Below are 18914 nucleotides of genomic sequence, written 5' to 3' on the forward strand. Positions count from 1 at the left end.
GAACCCATGCGGTGATCATGAAGTTGACGGCGCGACACGCCGTGCTCGCGTACGGCCAACCTCATGATCAACCAGGTCGGTGGGGTGGGCGGAGAGCCTGGAGAGGCAGGTAGGGATGCCGGAGCCGTTGGACTCGGCGCTGTCAGAGGTACGGGCGCTGCTGCTCGCGCCGGGACTGACCCGGGCGGTGGCCGCCGGGCGGCGTCGTGGGCAGCGTCCCTCGGTGGTACGCGCGGAACTGCGCCCGGTCGCGCTCAAGAGCGGCCCCCGGTTGCAGATCGCCACCTCCGACGGGTCCCGGCCGCACACCCGCAACGTGGCACCGGGAACCGAGGCCGACGCCGCAGTGGACGAACTGCTCGCCGAGCCGTTCGGCAACTGGCACGTCGAGACCACCGACGCCACACTCCAGCTCCGGGTCACGAAGTCCGGTGAGGCGCAGGTGCACCGCGCGGCGGCCAGCCGTACCGGTGGCGAGCCGGAGCGGCACGACCGGGCCAAGGAGTGGCTGCTCGACCCGGGTGATCCCCTCTTCCGGGAGATCGGCGGCTCGGCGGCCAAGCGCCGGCAGGTCGACGCGTTCCTGCGCGCGCTGGCCGCGACACTGCCCGACGACCTCACCGGCCCGCTGCGGGTGGTGGACCTGGGCTGCGGCAACGCGTACCTGACCTTCGCCGCCTACCGCTACCTGGTCCGGCGCGGCCTGGACGTGACGCTCGTCGGGGTGGACGTGCGCGAGGACCAGCGCCGCCGCAACACCGAGCTGGCCGAGCGGCTGGGCTGGGCCGACCGGGTCAGCTTCGTGGCCGGCACCATCGCCGAGGCGCCCGTCGAGCCGGCGCCGGACCTGGTGCTGGCGCTGCACGCCTGCGACACCGCCACCGACGAGGCGCTGGCCCGGGCGGTGCGCTGGGACGCCCGCTGGGTGCTCGCCGCGCCCTGCTGCCACCACGACCTGGCCGCCCAACTCCGGACGCGCCCGGCGCCGGAGCCGTACGAGCTGCTGACCCGGCAGGGCATCCTCCGGGAGCGGTTCGCCGATGTGCTGACCGACGCCCTGCGGGCCGGGCTGTTGCGCCTGCACGGATACCGCGCCGAGGTGGTGGAGTTCGTCGACTCCCAGCACACGCCGCGCAACCTGCTCATCCGGGCACGTCGGACGGCCGGCGCGCCGACCGACGGGCAGCGTTCCGAGTATCGCGAGCTGGTCGACCGGTGGGGTATGACGCCCCGGCTGGAGACGCTGCTGGCCGAGCGGGCCTGAGGGCCGCGCTACCGCCCCCGGTCACCCCGGTTACGGTCGCCCCGGTCCAGCACCGACACGCGCTCACCACGGTTGGCGGGCCGCTCGCCGTCCTCGGACGCGGCCGGGAACGGCACCACCTTTCCGCCGGGCTGCTCGGCGTTGCCGGCGGCGGCGAAGGCGTTCCACGAGATGTCGACGAGCATCCGCTTCAGCTCGGCATGCCGGAGGGCGGCGTTGCGCTGCAACGCCATCCGCGCGCCGAGCACCACCGCGGCGAGCGTGGTGCAGATCGCGCCGGTCGCGGCGATCAGGTGTACGCCAGTCGCCTCGCTTCCCCGTACCGCCAGGACCAGCAGCCAGATCCAGAAGCCGAGCGCGAACACGCCGGCCTTGGCTACGAAGAAGAGGCTCACCGCGCCGGGGCGATGCGGTACGGGACGGTCCGGCTCGGCCATGCTTCTCCTCCATCGACTCTCAGGGTTCCCTCAGCCTATTACCCGAAGCGCATTACCCGAAGCAGGCTTCCGCAGTCGTCGAGTCCCGCCGACGAGATCTCCGGACCGATCAGTCAGTTACTTCTGCGCCCCGGCGTACTAGGCTCGATCGGCAGAGCCGGGCCACCGGCGGAAGGGGACAGATCCGAAGGGATGGGTTCGGCAGACGTTTCGCCGCAGATGGCCTTCGCACGCTTCGTACGCCGGGCCATTGACGACGCGCGCGAGGAACGCGGCTGGACGGTCACCGATCTGGCCACCCACACCGGAGTCGGCCGCTCGACGGTGTTCCGCTGGCTGGCCGGCGACTGGCAGGACTACCCCGAACTCGCCAAGGTGCGCGGTTTCTGCGCCGCTCTCGACCTGCCCGTGGCGGCCGCGTTCCGCGCGCTGGGCCTGCCCGACGCCGGGCCGGTGCCGCGCCGCCGGGGCGCCGAGGACGGTCCGGTGGAGGCCGACGTACGGGTGATCCTGGATCGGCTGGCCGACCCGAGCGTGCCCGCCGAGGAGAAGCACCACATCCGCGACCTGCTCCGCTACCTGGCCCGCCGCCCGGTCCGCCGCGCCGGCTAGGCCACTGTCAGCGTGAACTCGGCGGTCCGCACCACGCCGCCGACCTGGAAGTCCAGGAACATCCGGTAGTTTCCCGGCCCCGGCGCGGTCAGCCAGAACGTCACCTCGTCGCCGTCACGCACCGGCTCCGGGTGTACGTGCAGGTAGCCGAGGTCGCCCTCGCGCAGCGCGACCAGGTGCCCGTACGCGCCGAGGTACGGCTCCAGCGGCGCTGCCGCGCCGTCCGCGCCGGTGATCCGGAACCGCAGCGGCACCGACCGTCCCACCTCCGGGGTGCCCGTGTAGGCGGCGGTGAACCCGTCGACAGTGGCCGACGTGGCGGCGGCGGGCAACGGCCGGGGCCGGTACGCGCCGGGCGCGGCCAGGTCGGCGCCGAGCACCACGGCGACCTGGCCGCCGTCGTCTGCGACAGCGGTGAAGTCCGCGTACATCCGCCAGGAGCCCGGGTCGAGCGGGCCGAGCGGCACCGACCAGGTGCCGTCGGCGGCCATCGTGGGGTGCAGGTGCAGGTAGCCGCTCAGGTCGCGGCGCACCACGATCACGTGCATCGGCTTGTCGTGCACCACGGCGAACCGGGTGACCGCGCGACGCTTGTCGTCGCGGATCTGAAAGCGCAGCTCACCGGAACGGCCGGCGGTCAGCTCGGCGTTCGACGGGACCAGCGTGTAACCGGCCGAGGTGACGGACAGCCCGGCCGCGCCGTCGCCGCCGCCCTGGGTGACGGTGGCGCCGTCGTGGGTGTGCGCGCCGGCGCCGGGCGCGTGGGCGTGCATGCCGCCGTCGCCCGCGGTGGTCCCGCTCGCCGCGGGGCCGCCGGACCGGGCCGGGGCAGCCGGCGCGTTCAGCCGGCCGAGCCCGAAGCCGAGCAGCACGGCGAGCACGAGGCCGCCCACCACCAGGGCCAGTCGCAGCGTCTCCCGATCCACGGCGACCGGGCCGGCCGCAGCCGCCCCGGACCGGACGGCGTCACCGGAACCCGCGGCGTGGCCGGGCGGTGTCGCGCCGGCCGCGGCGTCGTCGGGGACGACGTCGGGGCCGGACGTGACGGACGACGACTCAGGCACCGCCGCCGACCAGCTCGTAACCCGCCTCGTCCAAGGCGGCGCGGACCGACTCGACAGGCAGCGGGGCGTCGCTGGTGACGGTGGCCTTGCCACCGGCCAGGTCGATCCGGACCTCCTCGACGCCGGGCAGCGCGGACAGCTCCTCGGTCACCGCCCGGACGCAGTGTTCGCAGGTCATCCCGGTCACGGTGTACGTCTGGACGACGGGTAGCTGCTCGGTCATGGCCCCACGGTACCGCCGGTCACGGGCCGGTCCGCCGACGGTCCGCCGACGGTGGCGACGCTCGCATTCCGGCCGGGCCGGGAACTATCCGCGACGGGTCAGGCAGCCACCGCGAGCGCCAGCGGCAGCACGTCCGGCGCGCCGGCCCGGCGCAGCAGCCGCGCCACCATGGCCATGGTCCAGCCCGAGTCGACCAGGTCGTCCACCAGCAGCACCGGCCCTTCCAGCCCCGGCAGCGCGTCGGCCAGCTCGTCCGGCAGGCGGAAGGCGTCGTGCAGCGTGCGTACCCGCTGGGCGCTGTTACCTCGCGGCCCGCCGCCGCCGGACGGACCGGCCGGGACGACGTGGCCGAGCAGCGGCAGCCGGCCCACGGCGGCGATCCGCTCGGCGAGCGAGCCGACCAGCAGCGGTCGCGTCCGGGAGCCGACCGCGACCACGCCCACCGGGCGCCGGGGCCACGGGTCGTCGCCGTGCGCCCACGCCTTCAGCACCTCGACCACTGCCGTCACCACGTCGTCGGGCACCGGGCCGTCGGGCGCCTCCGGCCCGACCAGCCCGCGCAACCGCCCGCCCCACCCCAGGTCGGAGAGGCGTCCCACGGCCCGGCCGGGCAGCGCCTGCTCCGCCGGGGGGATGCGGCCCTTCAGGGGTACGCCCACCGCGTCCAACCCGGTCGGCCAGAGCTTCTTCGGCGGGATCGTGACGCCGGGGCGCCCGAGGAACGTCTGCGCGGCGGTGAGCGCCTCGTCGGAGACGGCCGCGTCGAACAGCGGCCCGGCGCAGTTGTCGCACCGCCCGCAGTCGGCCGCCCCGGTGTCGTCCAGCCCTTCCCGCAGGTAGCGCATCCGGCAGCCGGACGTCGAGGCGTACTCCCGCATGGCCCGCTGCTCGGCGGCGCGCGCGTCGGCGACGCGCCGCAACCGGGCCTCGTCGTAGACCCAGGGCTCGCCGGTGGCGAGCCAGCCGCCGCGCACCCGGCGGACCGCGCCGTCCACGTCGAGCACCTTGAGCATCAGCTCCAGCCGGGCCCGGCGCAGGTCGACCACCGGTTCCAGGGCCTGGGTGGAGATCGGCCGCTCGGTGTCCAGCGCGGCGAGCACGGCGCGGACCTGCTCCTCGGGCGGAAAGGCGAGCGAGGCGAAGTACCGCCAGATGGCCGCGTCCTCCACACCGGGCAGCAGCAGCACCTCGGCGTGCTCGACGGCCCGGCCGGCGCGGCCGACCTGCTGGTAGTAGGCGATCGGCGACGGCGGCGCGCCCAGGTGCACCACGAAGCCGAGGTCGGGTTTGTCGAAGCCCATGCCGAGCGCGCTGGTGGCGACCAGCGCCTTGATCTTGTTGTCGAGCAGGTCCTGTTCGGCGGCCCGCCGGTCGGCGTCCTCGGCCTGCCCGGTGTAGGAGGCGACCGACCAGCCCCGGCCGCGCAGGAAGTCGGCAGTCTCGGTGGCCGCCGCCACGGTGAGCGTGTAGACGATCCCCGAGCCGGGGAGCCGGTCCAGGTGGTCGGCCAGCCAGGCCAGGCGGTGCGCCGCGCTCGGCAGATCGAGTACGCCCAGGCGCAGCGACTCCCGGTCCAGCGTGCCCCGCAGCACCAGGGCGTCGCCCAGTTGCTCGGCCACGTCCTGGGTGACCCGGGCGTTGGCGGTGGCGGTGGTGGCGAGCACGGGGGTGCGCTCGGGCAGGTTCGCCAGGAACGTGCGCAGCCGCCGGTAGTCGGGGCGGAAGTCGTGCCCCCAGTCGGAGACGCAGTGCGCCTCGTCCACCACCAGCAGCCCGGTGGTGGCGGCCAGCTTCGGCAGGACGCCGTCGCGGAAGTCCGGGTTGTTCAGCCGCTCCGGGCTGATCAGCAGCACGTCGACGGCCCCGGCGTGGATCTCCGCGGTGATCTCGTCCCACTCGTCGAGGTTCGCCGAGTTGATGGTGCGGGCCCGGATGCCGGCGCGGGCGGCGGACTCGACCTGGTTACGCATCAGCGCCAGCAGCGGCGAGACGATCACCGTCGGCCCGTGCTGGTTGCCCTCGCGCAGCAGCGCTGTGGCCACGAAGTAGACGGCCGACTTGCCCCAGCCGGTGCGCTGCACGCAGAGCACCCGCCGCCGGTCGATCACGAGCGCCTCGATGGCCCGCCACTGGTCCTCGCGCAGCCGGGCGTGGTCACCCGCCAGCCGTCGCAGTACCGCTTCGGCGCGTTCCCGTACGGCCGTCCGATCCTGGCTCATCCGGCATTTCTACCAGGGACGGCGGACGTCACCGGCGGCTCGGGCGGCTGGGCGGCGGCCACACGGGGCCCTTCCGCGTGTCAGCGGCCGAGGACGGAACCGCCGTTGACGCCGAGCACCTGCCCGGTGACGTACCCGGCGGACGGGCCGACCAGGTAGCTGACCGCAGCCGCGATGTCGTCCGGCACACCGGCCCGGCCGACGAGCGTGGCGGCCACGCGCTTGGCGTGCCCCTCGGGCGTCATCCGGTCGCCGAAGAACTCGGTCTCGGCCACGTAGCCGGGGCTGACCACGTTGACGGTGATCTGGTCCGGGCCGAGCTGGGCGGCCAGGTCGTACGCCCAGCCGTGCAGCGCGGCCTTCGCGGCCGAGTACGGCCCGGCGCCACCGCGCTGCGCGGCGATCGAGCTGAGCAGGACCACCCGGCCGCCGGGGCGGCGCAGGGCGGGCAGCAGCGCCTCGGTGAGCAGTACGGCGGTGAGCACGTTGGCGTCCAGGTTGGCCCGCCACCAGTCCGCCACCCCGGCGAGCGAGTCGGTCGACCCGCCCAGGTAGCCACCGGCGTTGTTGACGACCGCGTCCACGGCGCGCTCCCCGACGGCGTCCACCACCGCGCCGACCTGACCGGGGTCGGTCAGGTCAGCAACGACAGCGGTGACCGCCCCGTCCCGCCCACTCTCGGCACAGATCCGCCGCGCCGCGGAGTCGAGCACGTCACCCCGCCGCCCCACCACGAGAACGTCGAACCCGTCGCCCACGAGCCCCCGTGCCACGGCCGCCCCGATCCCGGTCCCACCCCCACTGACCACGGCCAGCCGCCGCTCCCGCTCCCCCATGACCGCTCCCCTCCGCGCGTCCTGCCCGGCCCCGCCACGACCTTGCCCCGGTCGATCATGAAGTTAGCGCGGCCGGACACGGCGTGTCGCGCCGTTAACTTCATGATCGCCGGGGCGTGGCGGAGGTCAGCGAGGTCAGCGAGGGCGTCGGAGGGCGGTCAGGACGGGGGTCAGGCGAGAGCGGAGGCTGGCCAGGCCGCCGGGGAAGAAGTAGACGGCCAGGATGAAGACCGTGCCCAGGACGAACAGGGGCTGGCTCAGCGGGTGGCTGAGGAACGCGGGCAGGCTGTTCACCGCATCGCTGCTGCCGAACGCGGTGAGCCGGTGGTCCAGGTACATGTAGAGGACGCCGCCCAGCACCGGCCCCCACCGCGTACCGGGTCCGCCGAGCACCACCATGACCAGCAGCGACAGCGTCAGCTCCGACGAGGTGATGTGCGGGCTGGCGCCGCCGACGATCAGCACGTAGACCACCCCACCGGCCGACGCGAGCCCGCCGGCGAGCGTGAACGCGACCAGCTTGAACCGGTACGGGTCGAGCCCGAGCACGCCGATGCGCCGCTCGTCGTCGCGCAGCCCGGCCAGCACCCGCCCGGTCGGCGAGGCGCTGACCCGGTGCACGACCAGGACCACTATGGCCAGGTACGCCAGCGCCAGCCAGTACAGGTTCACCGTGTTGGTGACACCAACCAGCGCCGACGGCAGCCCTGAGACGTCCAGCGGCAGCCCTTCCTCGCCGCCGGTGAGGCCGCCGAAGTCGCGGGCCACCAGGATCGCCCCGACCTGCGCGAACGCCAGCGTCACCATGGCGAACGCGATGCCCACCGTACGCAGCGCCACCGCGCCGAGCAGCGCGGCGAGCGTGGTCCCGCCGATCACCGTGAGCACGGCGGCCTGCCACAGCGGCAGCCCGGCCTTGGTGACCAGGATGTCCGTGCCGTAGACCCCGGCGGCAAAGTAGAGGGCGTGCCCGAAGGAGAGCATTCCGGTACGCCCGAACAGCAGGTCGTAGCCGGCCGCGAGCCCGCCGAAGACCAGGCAGATGGCGAGCAGTTGCAGCGTTCCCGGCGAGTTCAGCGGCCCTTCGAAGATGCCCGGCAGGTGCAGTGTGGAGTACGGCAGGATCGCCGCCACCACGAGCGCGACCAGCGGCAGGTACGGGCGCAGTCCGTGCCAGCGGGAACGCCCGGGGGTCAGTTCGTCGGGCACCTGCGCCGGAGGCGCGTCGACCACCGAGTTGGTCATGCGTGAGCCACCTTTCCGGCCAGGCCCTGCGGACGCAGCAGCAGCACCACGGCGAGCAGACCGACCACGCACAGGTCGCCCAGCCCGGACGTGCCGTAGTAGTTGACGAACTGTTGCAGCAGCCCCACCGCGACCGCCGCGTACGCGGACCCGACCACCGAGCCCATCCCGCCGATCACCACCACGATGAAGGCGAAGATCAGCAGCGAGCCGCCCTGCCCCGGCGAGACGGTGCCGAAGTAGACGCCGCCGAGCGCGCCGGCCAGCGCGGCGGCGGCCCCGCCGATCGCGAAGACCAGCGTGAACGCCTTGCGCACGTCGATGCCGAGCGCCGTCACCATCTCCCGGTTCTCCACCCCGGCCCGGATGATCAGGCCGTACCGGGTCCAGCGCAGGAACGCCAGCAGCGCGCCGAGCACCACGACGGCGGCGACGATCAGCAGCAGCCCGGCGTTCGGCACCTGGGCGCCGACCACCGATGTGACATCCCGGCTCCAGTCCGGGCGCGGGAACGGCCGCGGGTCGGCGCCCCAGGTGGCCTGGAGCAGCGCCACCCCGGCGAGCGACAGGCCGACGGTGACGAGCACCTGCTCGATGGTGCGGGAGTAGAGCGGCCGGATCAGCACCAGTTCCACGAGCACCGCGACGAGCGAACCGGCCAGCACACCGAAGACGACAGCGAGCACGAAGCCGAACCCGTCCGGCCCGGCGCCGGGCAGGTTGCCCGAGGCCCACCACGTCGCGTACGCGCCGACGCCGAGGAACAGCCCGTGCGCGAAGTTGAGCACGTCGGCGAGGCCGAACACCAGGGACAGGCCGGAGGCGACGAGGAAATAGAGCGCCGCCAGGCCCAGCCCGGTCAGCGTCAGCAGAACCACGGTGTTCACGCGTGCACCTCCCCGGAGCCAGAACCCACACCGAGCAACGACTTCGTCAACGCGGTCTCCAGCAACAGCTCCCCGGCGTCGCCGGTCCACGCGACCTTGCCGGCGGAGAGCACCACCGCGTCGGTCGCCAGCCGCCGTACCACCGCCAGGTTCTGCTCGACCAGCAGCACCGGCACGGATTCCGCCACCCGTTCCAGCACCTCGGCCACCTCGGTCACCACCTTCGGCGCCAGCCCTTTCGTCGGCTCGTCGACAAGCAGCAGCCGGTTGTCGTTGAGCAGCACCCGGCCGATCGCGAGCATCTGCTGCTGCCCGCCGGACAGCGAGCCGGCCCGCTGCCGTCCGCGCCGCTCCAGCTCCGGGAAAAGCGCGAAGACCTTGTCGTACGCGGGCGCGACACCGCGCCGTTCGGCAAGCCGCAGGTTCTCCGCGACGGTGAGCCCGGCGAAGACGCAGCGGTCCTCCGGCACGTAGCCGAGGCCGTCGCGGACCAGCCGGTGGGTGGGGCGGGCCAGCAGGCTGCGCGCCCCCATGCGTACGCTGCCGCGCACCTCGCCGCCGCGCGGCGTCAGTCCGACGATCGCGCGCAGCGTGGTGGTCTTGCCGACGCCGTTGCGCCCGAGCAGCACCGTCACGCCGGTGGGCGCGACCTCGAACGACACGCCCTGGAGGATGTGCAGCCCGGCGATCCGCACGGACAGGTCCGCCACGGACAGGACAGGTTCGGTCATCAGAGGGCCTCCCCCAGGTACGCCTCCTGCACGGTGGCGTTCGCCATCACGGTCTCCGGGGTGTCGCACGCCAGCAGCGCGCCGTGGTGCATCACGGCGATCCGGTCGGCCAGCTCCAGGATCACGTCCATGTGGTGTTCCACCATGAGGACCGCCCGGCCGCTGTCGCCGGTCAGCGACTTGATCACGCTGACGAGTTCGGGCACGTCCTCGGCGCTGACCCCGGCCATCGGCTCGTCCAGCAGCATCACGCGGGGCTCCCCGGCGAGAAGCAGCGCGATCTCCAGCTTGCGCTTCTCGCCGTGGGCCAGGGTGCCGGCGAGCGCCGTACCCCTGTGGTGCAGGCCGACCCGGTCGAGCGCCGCGTCGGCGGCGGCGGCCACCTCCCGGTCGGCCGCCGCCCGCCGCCACAGCTTCATCGAGCCACCCCGGTGTGCCTGTACGGCCAGCCGGACGTTCTCCCGCACGGTCAGCGAGCCGAAGACCGAGGACGCCTGGAAGGTACGCCCCAGTCCGAGCCGGGCACGCCGGTGCGGCGGAAGCGCGGTGATGTCCGCGCCGTCCAGCAGAACCGTGCCCTCGGTGGGCCGGCGCAGGCCGGTGATCAGGTTGAACAGGGAGGTCTTGCCGGCGCCGTTGGGCCCGATCACGCCGAGGAACTCCCCCGGCGCCAGATCGAGGTAGACGGAGTCGACGATGGCGACCTCACCGATCCGCCAGGTCAGACCGCGGGTGGCGAGCATCGGTCAGCCCTTCATCTGCGCGACCGGCGGCGCGCTCTCGTCACCGGTGAGCGACTTCTGCGCGGTCGCCGTGAAGGTGGTGCCGCTGCCGGAGAGCTTGGCCTGGTACATCGGCTGGAGCAGGGCGTGGTCCTCGGCGCGGATCTTCATGGTGCCCTTGACGCCCTCGAACTCCCAGCCCTCAAGCGCCTTGACCATCTTCTCCACGTCGTCGCCGCCCTCCTGCACGGCGCGGACGACCATCTGCGCGGCGGCGAACCCGTCCGGGTGGAACAGGTCGAGCGTGCCGCCCGGCACCTTCGCCTTCGCGGCCTTCGCGGCCTCGGTGTCGCTGGCGCCGTCGAAGTAGTGCGACAGGAACGAGATCTTGCTGCCGGCCGCGCCGAACGTCGGCCACGAGGCGCGGATGTCCAGGCCGGTGACGACAGTGGTGGAGGCGAGGACGCCCTGCTGGTCGAGCGTCTGCCACATGGCGCCGGCGGTCGTGCCGGCCCAGGCGACGAAGAGCAGATCCGGCTTGGCGGCCTTGATCTGGCTGGCGAACGGCGTGAACTCGGTGGCGCTGGCCGGGGCCCGGACGCTGCTCACGTTCGCGCCGGCGCCCCCGATGACGGCCTTGACGGCGGCCTCGTTCGCGTCGCCGAACGCGCCGTCCTGCGCGAACACGACGACCTTCTTGCCTCCCGCGTCGCCGATGAACGACCGGGCGGTCACCACGTCCTGCCAGGACTGCCGTCCGGAGCGGAACGTGTACTTGTTCGCGCCGGTCACCGCGTCCGTGGCGGCCGGACCGGAGATGAACAGCACCTTGTTCTGCGCGGCGATCGGCGCGACCTGGAGCGCCACCCCGGAGGAGGTGGACCCGGCGATGATCTTCGTACCCTTGCCGATCAGGTCCTTCGCGGCGGACACGGCCTTGGCCGGGTCGCCCGCGTCGTCGGCCTCGGTCACCTCGATCGTGCGGTCACCGACCTTGCCGGTGCCCTTGGTGGCGAAGTCGAGGCCCGCCTTGAAGCCCTCGATGTACTGCTTGCCGTAGCTGGCCAGCGGGCCGGACTGGGAGTAGACCAGACCGACCTTGACCGGGGCGGCGTCATCGCCGCCGCCGGATGCGGTGTCCTGCGGGCTGCCACAGGCCGTGGCGGCCAGAGCGACCGCCACCGAGGTGGCGGCGGTAAGGAACACCCGTCGCGTGTGCCGGATCGTCATTGCGACTCCAGGTGAGGACAGGAGGAATGTCAGTTGTCGGCTCACGCTAGAAGTGACGTCACCCACGGGCTATGTGGTCGGCGCACACAAGTGCCCAGGACGGGGTGGCCGCTCGTTACAGCGCCGGACATCGACACGTAACCGCACCGACCCGGGATGGCCACACCCACCACGCGCACCTCGCCGGGAATGTCGTCCCACGCCATCGCGCGCCGGGTCGCAGTGCCCGTGTAGGCAGGACGGGACCGGATTCGCCGGACCAACCGGAGTCCCACCATGCCCACAGCAGAAGCACCGTTCCGCCGTATCGCCAACGACATCGCCGCGAAGATCAAGAGTGGCGAGCTGAAGCCGGGCGACCGGCTGCCCTCCACCCGCGAGTTGGCCGAGACCTACGGCGTCCACATGAACACGGCCTACCGTGCGATGTCGCTGCTGCACGATCGCGAGCTGATCACCGGCCAGCCCGGCCGAGGCACCTACGTAGCCGAACCGCCAGCCTGATCAACTCCACTACGCCGAAGTGGCGGCATCATCGCGCCCGGAAGCAGCCACTTCCCCGAGGTGGCGCCCGCCCCGCCCCGCCGAGCCCCGCCGAGCGCACCCCTCACCCCGCCCGTCCCCGCCCCGCCCCGCCCGCCCCGCCCGCCCCGCCGATCTTGGAGTTGTGGCGCCTCAGATGCCCGGTTCGCGGCTTACGCGAGGCACCACAAGTCCAAGATCGATGGAGCGGCCCGAGATCTTGGTACGGGATGGCCCCTCGGGGGGCCGTTTCGTACCAAGATCTCGGGAGCGGGCGAGCGCGACGGAACCGAGCACGTGGACGGGGTGCCCGCCGGATCGGCGGGCACCCCGGAAAAGAGAGCAGGGTCAGCGGCCGGCTCGGGCGGCAACCGCCGTGTCTGGGTGGTCGCTGAACACGCCGTCCAGGCCCAGGTCGAAGAACAGCTCGTACTCGGACGTGATGTCCCCACGCGCGTTCGGGTCGGCGCCGATCCGGAAGTCCACCGGCAGGAACTGGTTCTCGGCCCGGAACGTCCACGCGTGCACCACCAGCTTCTGCCGGTGCGCGTCGCGGATCACCGCTGTCGGCGCGAGCAGCCGTCCGGCGGAGTCCCGGGGCACGATCAGGTTCTTGTTCAGGCCGACGCCGTCGGCGTACCGGGAGATCCAGGCCAGTCCGGCGGGCGTGGCCAGGTCCGCGTACGTCCGCTTGTCGCCGCCCGCGACGAAGTCGTAGGGCGCGCCGCTCGCGTCCATGAGCTGCACCAGCCGTACGTCGATCATCTTGTGGAGCTTGCGCAGGTTGGCGGTCTCGAAGCTCTGGACGAACACCGGGTCGGCGCGGTGGGTGAGCCGGTTGCGGCGCAGCACCGCGACCAGCGGCTCCTCCAGCGGGCGGCCGATCGAGGCGAAGTAGGTGGGGTGCTTGGTCTCCGGGTATACGCCGATGGTCCGGCCCCGGGCCTTCGACTCGGCCCGCGCCAGGTCGATGACCTCCTGGAACGTCGGGATCTGGAACTTCCCGTCGAACGCGGTGTTGGCGACCCGCACCTGCGGCAGCCGCTCCTTGGCCCGCAGCGTCTTCAGCTCGGCCAGCGTGAAGTCCTCGGTGAACCAGCCGGTGACGGTGACCCCATCGATGGTCTTCGTCGCCTTGCGGGCGGCGAACTCGGGGCGGGCGGCCACGTCGGTCGTACCGGAGATCTCGTTCTCGTGCCGCGCGACCAGGACGCCGTCCTTCGTCGAGACCAGGTCCGGCTCGACGAAGTCGGCGCCCTGGCGGATGGCGAGCCGGTAGGCCTCCAGGGTGTGCTCCGGGCGGTAGCCGCTCGCGCCGCGGTGGCCGATCACGATCGGCCGCTGGAGGGCGCGAGCCTGCTCGGCGCGGGTGTCCGGGCCGGCGGCGCGGTGGTCCGGGCCGGCCTGGGCGGCCACGGCCGGGACCAGCACAGCGGCCGCCGCGAGCAGCGCGCCGGCCACGCCGAGGGCGGAAAGGGTACGTCGCAACGCCGTCTCCTGTCGTCGATGGGTACGCACAGCAGACCGGGCGTGGTTGACCGCCAGTTGGTCGGTTCCTGACCTGCCGGTGAATCTCGGGACGGAAGATGACGGGATGCGCCGCCTGCTCCGGAAGCCCGTACGGCTGGTGCCGTTGGGGTTCCTGGCGGTGATCCTGGTCGGCACCGGTCTGCTGATGCTGCCCTGGGCGACGAGCCAGCAGCGGTACACCCCGTTCGTCACCGCGCTGTTCACGTCCACGTCGGCGGTGTCGGTGACCGGGATGGCGGTGACCGACACGCCGAACTACTGGAACGGCTTCGGGCTCGTGATGATCACCGTGCTGACGCAGCTCGGCGGTCTGGGCATCCTGACCGGGGCGTCGCTGGTGATCCTGGCGGTGTCCCGTCAGCTCGGTCTGCGTAACCGGCTGCTCGTGCAGGCGGAGACCGCCGAGTTCGGCCTCGGCGACGTACGCCGGCTGCTGTTGCGCATCGCGGCCACCGTCTTCGTCACCGAGGCCCTGATGACGGCGGTGATCGCCGCGCGCCTGTTCCTGGCGTACGACTACCGGCCGGGCCGGGCGCTCTGGTCGGCGGTGTTCCACTCGGTGCAGGCGTTCAACAACGGCGGCTTCGCGCTCTACTCCGACGGCCTGATCGCGTTCTCCCGCGACGGCTGGGTGGCGCTGCCGCTCAGCATCGGCGCGATCATCGGCGGCCTCGGTTTTCCGGCGCTGTTCGAGGCGGTACGCGAGTGGCGGCAGCCGGCGCGCTGGGCGGTCGCCACGAAGCTGACCATCTGGGGCAGTGTGGTGCTGACCGTCTTCGGCGTCGCCTACCTGCTGATGGCCGAGTGGGGCAACCCGTTCACGATCGGCACCTTCGACGTGCCGGGCAAGCTGCTGGCCTCGTTCACCCAGATCGCGTTGAGCCGTACCGGCGGCTTCGACGTCATAAACGTCGGGCGGCTCACCGACGAGAGCTACCCCATGCTGATCGGCCTGATGTTCATCGGCGGCGGCAGCGCCAGCACCGCCGGCGGCATCAAGGTCTCCACGTTCTTCCTGCTCGGCTTCGCCATCTGGGCCGAGCTGCGCGGCGAGCTGGACACCACCGTCGGGCGCCGCCGGGTGGCGGCGGCCAGCCAGCGGCAGGCGCTGACCGTGGCGCTGCTGAGCGTGGCGCTGGTGGCCGGCGGGACGGTCGGCCTGATCGGGTTGACCTCGCACGTGTCGTTCTCGGCCGCGTTGTTCGAGGTCACCTCCGCGTTCAGCACCACCGGACTGACCGTCGGGGTGTCCGGGCAGCTCTCCCCGCCCGGGCAGTACGTGCTGACCGCGCTCATGTACATCGGCCGGATCGGGCCGCTCACGCTCGGCTCGGCCATCGCGTTGAACACCCGTCGACGGCTGTACCGCTACCCGGAGGAGCAACCCATTGTCGGCTAGACATCCGGAGGAGACCGGCATCGCGGTGATCGGCCTGGGCCGGTTCGGCTCGCGCCTGGCGGAGTCCCTGTCCCGGCTCGGTTACGAGGTGCTGGCGATCGACCACGACCCGAACCGGGTCCAGCACTGGTCGGCCGACCTGGATCGGGTGGTGCAGGCGGACACCACCGAGGAGGTGGTGCTGCGCCAGCTCGGGCTGGCGGACTTCGGCCGGGTGGTGGTCGCGATCGGGGCGTCGCTGGAGGCGAGCGTGCTCACCGTACTGGCCCTGGCCGAGCTGGGGATCGCACAGATCTGGGCGCGGGCCACCTCGGAGAAGCACGCGAAGATCCTGCACTCGGTCGGCGCACACCACGTGGTCTTCCCCGAGCAGGAGACCGGCGAGCGGGTGGCGCACCTGATCGTCAGCCGGATGCTCGACTTCATCGAGTTCGACGACGACTTCGCCATCGCCAAGATCAAGGTGCCGGCGCCGCTGGTCGGGCGGGCGCTGCGCGACATCGCGCCGCAGGACCGGTACGGCGTGATGGTGGTGGGCGAGAAGCAGGCCGGGGAACCGTTCCGGTACGTCGGACCGGACACGGTGCTGACGGCGGACAGCGTGCTCATCGTGGAGGGCGGCATCTCCCAGGTGCAGCGCTTCTCCGCGCTGACGTGATGACGGCGCCGACCCGATCGTCAGGCCTTCTTCGGACCCTTGCCCTTGCCGGGCCCACCTCCCTTCGGCCGGTCTACTGTGCTTTTCCCTTGCCGTTCTCCTTGCCCTTGGGCTTCGGCGCGGCCTTGGGCTTCGATTTCGGCGGCGCCGGCTTCGCCTTCGCCGGCCCGCTCTTGGCGGTGGACTTGGTGGCCGGCTTGACCGGCGTCTTCACCGGCGGCGCGGTGGTGGGCGCCGAGCCGGCGATCCCGGACACCTGCACGTCGCAGCTCTTGCCACCGACGGTGAACGCCACCGGCAGCGTGTTGCTCCCGGTGTAGCGGCCGGCCAGCGTGAGCTTCGCCGACGCGCCGGGGGCCAGCGCCGGGGTCGCGGTGGGCGCGGGAATCGACACGGTACGCCCCGCCTGCCGCGCCAGTGGCTTGGACGTGGTGACCGTCTGCTTGCCGGGGAACGTGAAGTTCATGGTCCAGCCCCGCAGCTCGCGGTCGCCGGTGTTGGTGAGCGTCAGCTCGGCGGCGAACTCCTTGCCGGTGTCACGGCGCAGCGAGTAGTCGACAGCGCAGGGCGTCGGCTCGGGCAGGCTCATCCGCGCCTCGGTCGGCTCGACGCCGCCGCTGGCCGGGCTCCGCGACGTCAGCCCCCACAGCGTGGCGGTGACCGCGATCAGTCCGACGGCGGCCACCCCGGCCTCCACCTTGCGCCGCCGCGCCACCGCCCGCCTCGTGCGGGTGCGGACCACCGAGAACGGCAGCGCGTCGGTCTCCGCCGACCAGGGCAGGATCGTGGTGCCGGCGTTCTCGGCGAGCGCCGGGTCCAGCCGGCCGAACGCGGGCGACACCGGCACGACGGCCGCGATCCCGGCCGCCTCGGCGAGCGTACGGGCCACCTCGGCGGTGGCCGGGCGGTCCTCGGGCCGCTTGGCCAGGCACCGCTGCACCAGCGCGGCGACCGGCTCGGGCAGGCCCGGCACCGGCGGCATCGGGTCCGGGTCGCGGTACATGTGCGCGCGCAGCATCTCGGTGGTGGTGCTGGCCTGCCACGGCAGGCGGCCGGTGAGCATCCGGTACAGCAGCAGCCCGACCGCGTACACGTCGGTGGCGGGCGAGACGTGCCCGTTGTCCAGCCGTTCCGGCGCCAGGTACGCGGGCGTGCCGAGCAGCGCGCCGTCCGGCCCCTTGTCGCTCTCCCCCACCAGCGCCGAGATGCCGAAGTCGACGACCTTCACGCCGGTCGGCGTGAGCATCACGTTGCCCGGGGTCACGTCCCGGTGCACGACGCCGCGGGCGTGCGCGGCGGCCAGCGCCGAGGCGACCTCCGCGCCGATGGTCATCGCCTCCCGCCAGGGAAGCTGCCCGTCGCGGCCGAGCCGCCCGCTGAGCGGACCGCCGTCGACCAGCTCCATGACCACGTACGGCACGGTCAGCCCGACCTGGACCGACTCGCCGTAGTCGTACACGTTGGTGATGTTGGGGTGGCACAGCCGCGCGGCGGCCTGCGCCTCCACCCGGATCCGGTGCCGGAACGCCTTGTCGCTGGCCAGCCGCGAGGCCAGCACCTTGACCGCCACCTGCCGGCCCAGCACCTCGTCGTAACCGCGCCAGACGACCGACATGCCGCCCGCACCCAACTGCTCGACGAGCCGGTATCGCTCGCCGAGCAGTTGTACGCCGTTCCTGACCGGTCCACCCATGGTCGGTCCTGTTGCCCGAAGTGGGCCCCGGTACACCTCAGCGGTCGGAATCGGTCAGGAAAGTCACCCGTTCAGGCGGTCGCCAGGAGTTGGTCCACCGGCGCGTAGTCGTCGGTGAGCACCATCGCGTCGCCCACCCATTCGGTCACCCGCGCCTCGTCCATCAGCTCGGCCCGCTCGGGCAGCAGCTTCAGCCCGGGCGGGATCGCGGCCAGCGGCAGCGGCGCGTCCGAGGCGACGATCACGAAGTTGGCGCCCTGCTCCCCGTCGATCGCGCCGGGCGGCGCGATCAGCGCGACGTGCGCGAACTCGGCCTTCACAGTGGCCAGCTCGGCCCGGATGAACCGGCCCGGCGGATAGTCGATGACGTTCTGCACGTAGATCCCGTCCGGGCGCAGCACCCGCCGGATGTCGGCGGCCATCTCCCGGGTGGCCAGGTGCCACGGCACCACCAGGTGACCGAACGCGTCGCCGACGATGAAGTCGCGGCTGTCGGTCGGCTCGTCACGCAGCAGCACCCGCGCGTCGCCCACCTCGGCGCGCATCCGCGGGCCGGTGCGCAGGCCCAGCTCCCGCCGGTCCAGCTCGACCAGCCCGCCGTCGAGCTCGAACACCAGGTTGTCGGTGCCGGGCCGGGTCGCGGCCAGGTAGTTCGGCACGGTGAAGCCGCCGCCGCCCAGGTGCAGCGCGTCCATCGGCTGCTTCGCCGGCCGCGCCACGTCCGCGACCAGGCCGATCCACTGCGTGTACGCGTACTTCAGGTGCTTCGGCTCGTTCAGGTCGACGTAGGAGTGCTCGGCCGAGTTGAGGTAGAGCGTGCGCCCCTGCGGCCACGACGGGTCCACCTCGACCCGGGCGCAGTGGTACGCGGTCTCCACGTCGCACGGGTTCGGGGCCGCCGCGGTGAGCCCGGCGGCGGCGAGACCGAGCAACGCCAGCGCGGCCTTGACCCGGCCCGGCGTGGACGGCCCGCCGGCGCCGGCCTGCCGTCGCAGCCAGACGCCGAGCGCCAGCCCGGTCACCCCGAGCGCGGCGGCGAGCCCCAGCACGATGACGGAGCTGGACAGCGCGGCCACCAGCACGAAGCCGGTGCCGAGCGTGGCGGTGATGCCGCCGAGCGTGCCGATGCTGGACAGCTTGCCCACCACCTGGCCGGTGCGGCGCAGGTCGGCGAGCTGAAGCTTCACCACGAGCGGGGTGATCCCGGCCAGCAGCGCCGCCGGCAGCACCACCGTCAGCGCGGTCAGCAGGAGCACCGCGCTCGCCGCGCCGCCGCGCAACACCTCACCGGCGTACCTGACGATCGGCAGGGTGACCGCGGTGGCGATGCCGGCCAGCACCAGCGCCGGGGCGAGCAGGGTGCGCGGGTCACGCCGGTCGGCGAGCCACCCGCCGAACCACGCCCCGTACGCGATGGCGGCCAGCGCCATGCCGATGACCGAGCTGGTCACCTGGAGCGTCACCCCGACGTACGGGCCGACCAGGCGCAACGAGACGGTCTCCAGCACCAGCACCGCGCCGCTGGAGAAGAAGACGAGGAACGCGGCGAGCCCGTTGGGGAGGGCCCGCGGCGGAACCGGGGCGTCGGCCGCCGGTTCCGCCATGACGTCGGACGATGTGCTGCTCACCGTGGCGATGGTAC

18 protein-coding genes are annotated in these 18914 nt (G+C 72.8%); 5 read left to right on the forward strand and 13 right to left on the reverse strand.

Features of this window, described 5'->3' with window-relative positions:
- Positions 1-115: 115 nt before the first annotated feature.
- On the forward strand, positions 116-1264 hold the full coding sequence (locus AMK25_RS15145) for a class I SAM-dependent methyltransferase (RefSeq protein WP_073828996.1): 1149 nt from the start codon (positions 116-118) through the stop codon (positions 1262-1264).
- A gap of 8 nt (positions 1265-1272) precedes the next feature.
- Here the strand turns inward: AMK25_RS15145 and AMK25_RS15150 are convergent, their stop codons facing one another.
- Positions 1273-1701 carry a hypothetical protein gene (locus tag AMK25_RS15150; RefSeq protein ID WP_073828997.1) on the reverse strand — a complete coding sequence of 143 codons (429 nt, stop codon included), beginning with the start codon at positions 1699-1701 and terminating at the stop codon, positions 1273-1275.
- 192 nt (positions 1702-1893) lie between these two features.
- On the opposite strand from AMK25_RS15150, the gene AMK25_RS15155 reads away from it, so the two are divergent.
- A complete protein-coding gene (locus AMK25_RS15155; RefSeq protein ID WP_030502923.1) occupies positions 1894-2313 on the forward strand; it encodes a helix-turn-helix domain-containing protein in 420 nt (139 codons plus the stop codon).
- On the opposite strand, the gene AMK25_RS15160 is transcribed toward AMK25_RS15155, so the two are convergent.
- From AMK25_RS15160 to AMK25_RS15200, 9 genes are all read right to left on the reverse strand, one after another.
- Entirely contained in the window at positions 2310-3377 is a 1068-nt protein-coding gene (locus tag AMK25_RS15160; protein ID WP_073828998.1) for a hypothetical protein, read from the reverse strand. The genes AMK25_RS15155 and AMK25_RS15160 overlap by 4 nt on opposite strands.
- Positions 3370-3600 (reverse strand): heavy-metal-associated domain-containing protein, encoded by a 231-nt coding sequence (locus tag AMK25_RS15165; RefSeq protein WP_073828999.1) that lies wholly within the window; start codon positions 3598-3600, stop codon positions 3370-3372. Before AMK25_RS15165 ends, AMK25_RS15160 begins: the two co-directional genes overlap by 8 nt.
- A 98-nt stretch (positions 3601-3698) precedes the next feature.
- A complete protein-coding gene (locus AMK25_RS15170; RefSeq protein WP_073829000.1) occupies positions 3699-5819 on the reverse strand; it encodes a RecQ family ATP-dependent DNA helicase in 2121 nt (706 codons plus the stop codon).
- 80 nt (positions 5820-5899) lie between these two features.
- Positions 5900-6655, reverse strand: a complete 756-nt coding sequence (locus AMK25_RS15175) for an SDR family NAD(P)-dependent oxidoreductase (RefSeq protein WP_073829001.1) — start codon at positions 6653-6655, stop codon at positions 5900-5902.
- A 135-nt stretch (positions 6656-6790) separates the two neighbouring features.
- Positions 6791-7900, reverse strand: coding sequence for a branched-chain amino acid ABC transporter permease (locus tag AMK25_RS15180; RefSeq protein ID WP_073829002.1), 1110 nt, complete (start codon positions 7898-7900; stop codon positions 6791-6793).
- Entirely contained in the window at positions 7897-8787 is an 891-nt protein-coding gene (locus AMK25_RS15185; protein ID WP_073829003.1) for a branched-chain amino acid ABC transporter permease, read from the reverse strand. Before AMK25_RS15185 ends, AMK25_RS15180 begins: the two co-directional genes overlap by 4 nt.
- Positions 8784-9518, reverse strand: coding sequence for an ABC transporter ATP-binding protein (locus AMK25_RS15190; RefSeq protein WP_073829004.1), 735 nt, complete (start codon positions 9516-9518; stop codon positions 8784-8786). Before AMK25_RS15190 ends, AMK25_RS15185 begins: the two co-directional genes overlap by 4 nt.
- Positions 9518-10261, reverse strand: a complete 744-nt coding sequence (locus AMK25_RS15195; RefSeq protein ID WP_030502915.1) for an ABC transporter ATP-binding protein — start codon at positions 10259-10261, stop codon at positions 9518-9520. Before AMK25_RS15195 ends, AMK25_RS15190 begins: the two co-directional genes overlap by 1 nt.
- A gap of 3 nt (positions 10262-10264) precedes the next feature.
- Positions 10265-11470, reverse strand: a complete 1206-nt coding sequence (locus tag AMK25_RS15200; RefSeq protein WP_073829005.1) for a substrate-binding domain-containing protein — start codon at positions 11468-11470, stop codon at positions 10265-10267.
- Positions 11471-11746: 276 nt separating this feature from the next.
- Here AMK25_RS15200 and AMK25_RS15205 point away from each other — a divergent pair, with 276 nt between their 5' ends.
- Entirely contained in the window at positions 11747-11974 is a 228-nt protein-coding gene (locus tag AMK25_RS15205) for a GntR family transcriptional regulator (RefSeq protein ID WP_073829006.1), read from the forward strand.
- A 366-nt stretch (positions 11975-12340) separates the two neighbouring features.
- On the opposite strand, the gene AMK25_RS15210 is transcribed toward AMK25_RS15205, so the two are convergent.
- On the reverse strand, positions 12341-13480 hold the full coding sequence (locus AMK25_RS15210) for a glycerophosphodiester phosphodiesterase (RefSeq protein ID WP_073829007.1): 1140 nt from the start codon (positions 13478-13480) through the stop codon (positions 12341-12343).
- A gap of 106 nt (positions 13481-13586) precedes the next feature.
- On the opposite strand from AMK25_RS15210, the gene AMK25_RS15215 reads away from it, so the two are divergent.
- On the forward strand, positions 13587-14921 hold the full coding sequence (locus tag AMK25_RS15215; protein ID WP_073829008.1) for a TrkH family potassium uptake protein: 1335 nt from the start codon (positions 13587-13589) through the stop codon (positions 14919-14921).
- Positions 14911-15579, forward strand: coding sequence for a potassium channel family protein (locus AMK25_RS15220; protein WP_073829009.1), 669 nt, complete (start codon positions 14911-14913; stop codon positions 15577-15579). The genes AMK25_RS15215 and AMK25_RS15220 overlap by 11 nt, the downstream gene beginning before the upstream one ends.
- 73 nt (positions 15580-15652) lie before the next feature.
- On the opposite strand, the gene AMK25_RS15225 is transcribed toward AMK25_RS15220, so the two are convergent.
- Positions 15653-17272, reverse strand: a complete 1620-nt coding sequence (locus AMK25_RS15225) for a serine/threonine-protein kinase (protein ID WP_073829010.1) — start codon at positions 17270-17272, stop codon at positions 15653-15655.
- A gap of 71 nt (positions 17273-17343) precedes the next feature.
- A complete protein-coding gene (locus AMK25_RS15230; protein WP_198937551.1) occupies positions 17344-18876 on the reverse strand; it encodes a fused MFS/spermidine synthase in 1533 nt (510 codons plus the stop codon).
- Between the last annotated feature and the right edge of the window lie 38 nt (positions 18877-18914).

It is taken from the genome of Micromonospora sp. TSRI0369 (assembly GCF_001905625.1).
GTDB classification, from domain to species: domain Bacteria; phylum Actinomycetota; class Actinomycetes; order Mycobacteriales; family Micromonosporaceae; genus Micromonospora; species Micromonospora echinospora_A.

Bases quoted from the DNA above. Each gene is read 5' to 3' on its own strand.
- AMK25_RS15195 (WP_030502915.1), bottom strand. From the start codon at position 10,261: ATGCTCGCCACCCGCGGTCTGACCTGGCGGATCGGTGAGGTCGCCATC.
- AMK25_RS15200 (WP_073829005.1), bottom strand. From the start codon at position 11,470: ATGACGATCCGGCACACGCGACGGGTGTTCCTTACCGCCGCCACCTCG.
- AMK25_RS15205 (WP_073829006.1), top strand. From the start codon at position 11,747: ATGCCCACAGCAGAAGCACCGTTCCGCCGTATCGCCAACGACATCGCC.
- AMK25_RS15215 (WP_073829008.1), top strand. From the start codon at position 13,587: ATGCGCCGCCTGCTCCGGAAGCCCGTACGGCTGGTGCCGTTGGGGTTC.
- AMK25_RS15175 (WP_073829001.1), bottom strand. From the start codon at position 6,655: ATGGGGGAGCGGGAGCGGCGGCTGGCCGTGGTCAGTGGGGGTGGGACC.
- AMK25_RS15155 (WP_030502923.1), top strand. From the start codon at position 1,894: ATGGGTTCGGCAGACGTTTCGCCGCAGATGGCCTTCGCACGCTTCGTA.
- AMK25_RS15150 (WP_073828997.1), bottom strand. From the start codon at position 1,701: ATGGCCGAGCCGGACCGTCCCGTACCGCATCGCCCCGGCGCGGTGAGC.
- AMK25_RS15170 (WP_073829000.1), bottom strand. From the start codon at position 5,819: ATGAGCCAGGATCGGACGGCCGTACGGGAACGCGCCGAAGCGGTACTG.
- AMK25_RS15180 (WP_073829002.1), bottom strand. From the start codon at position 7,900: ATGACCAACTCGGTGGTCGACGCGCCTCCGGCGCAGGTGCCCGACGAA.
- AMK25_RS15190 (WP_073829004.1), bottom strand. From the start codon at position 9,518: ATGACCGAACCTGTCCTGTCCGTGGCGGACCTGTCCGTGCGGATCGCC.
- AMK25_RS15230 (WP_198937551.1), bottom strand. From the start codon at position 18,876: ATGGCGGAACCGGCGGCCGACGCCCCGGTTCCGCCGCGGGCCCTCCCC.
- AMK25_RS15145 (WP_073828996.1), top strand. From the start codon at position 116: ATGCCGGAGCCGTTGGACTCGGCGCTGTCAGAGGTACGGGCGCTGCTG.
- AMK25_RS15225 (WP_073829010.1), bottom strand. From the start codon at position 17,272: ATGGGTGGACCGGTCAGGAACGGCGTACAACTGCTCGGCGAGCGATAC.
- AMK25_RS15165 (WP_073828999.1), bottom strand. From the start codon at position 3,600: ATGACCGAGCAGCTACCCGTCGTCCAGACGTACACCGTGACCGGGATG.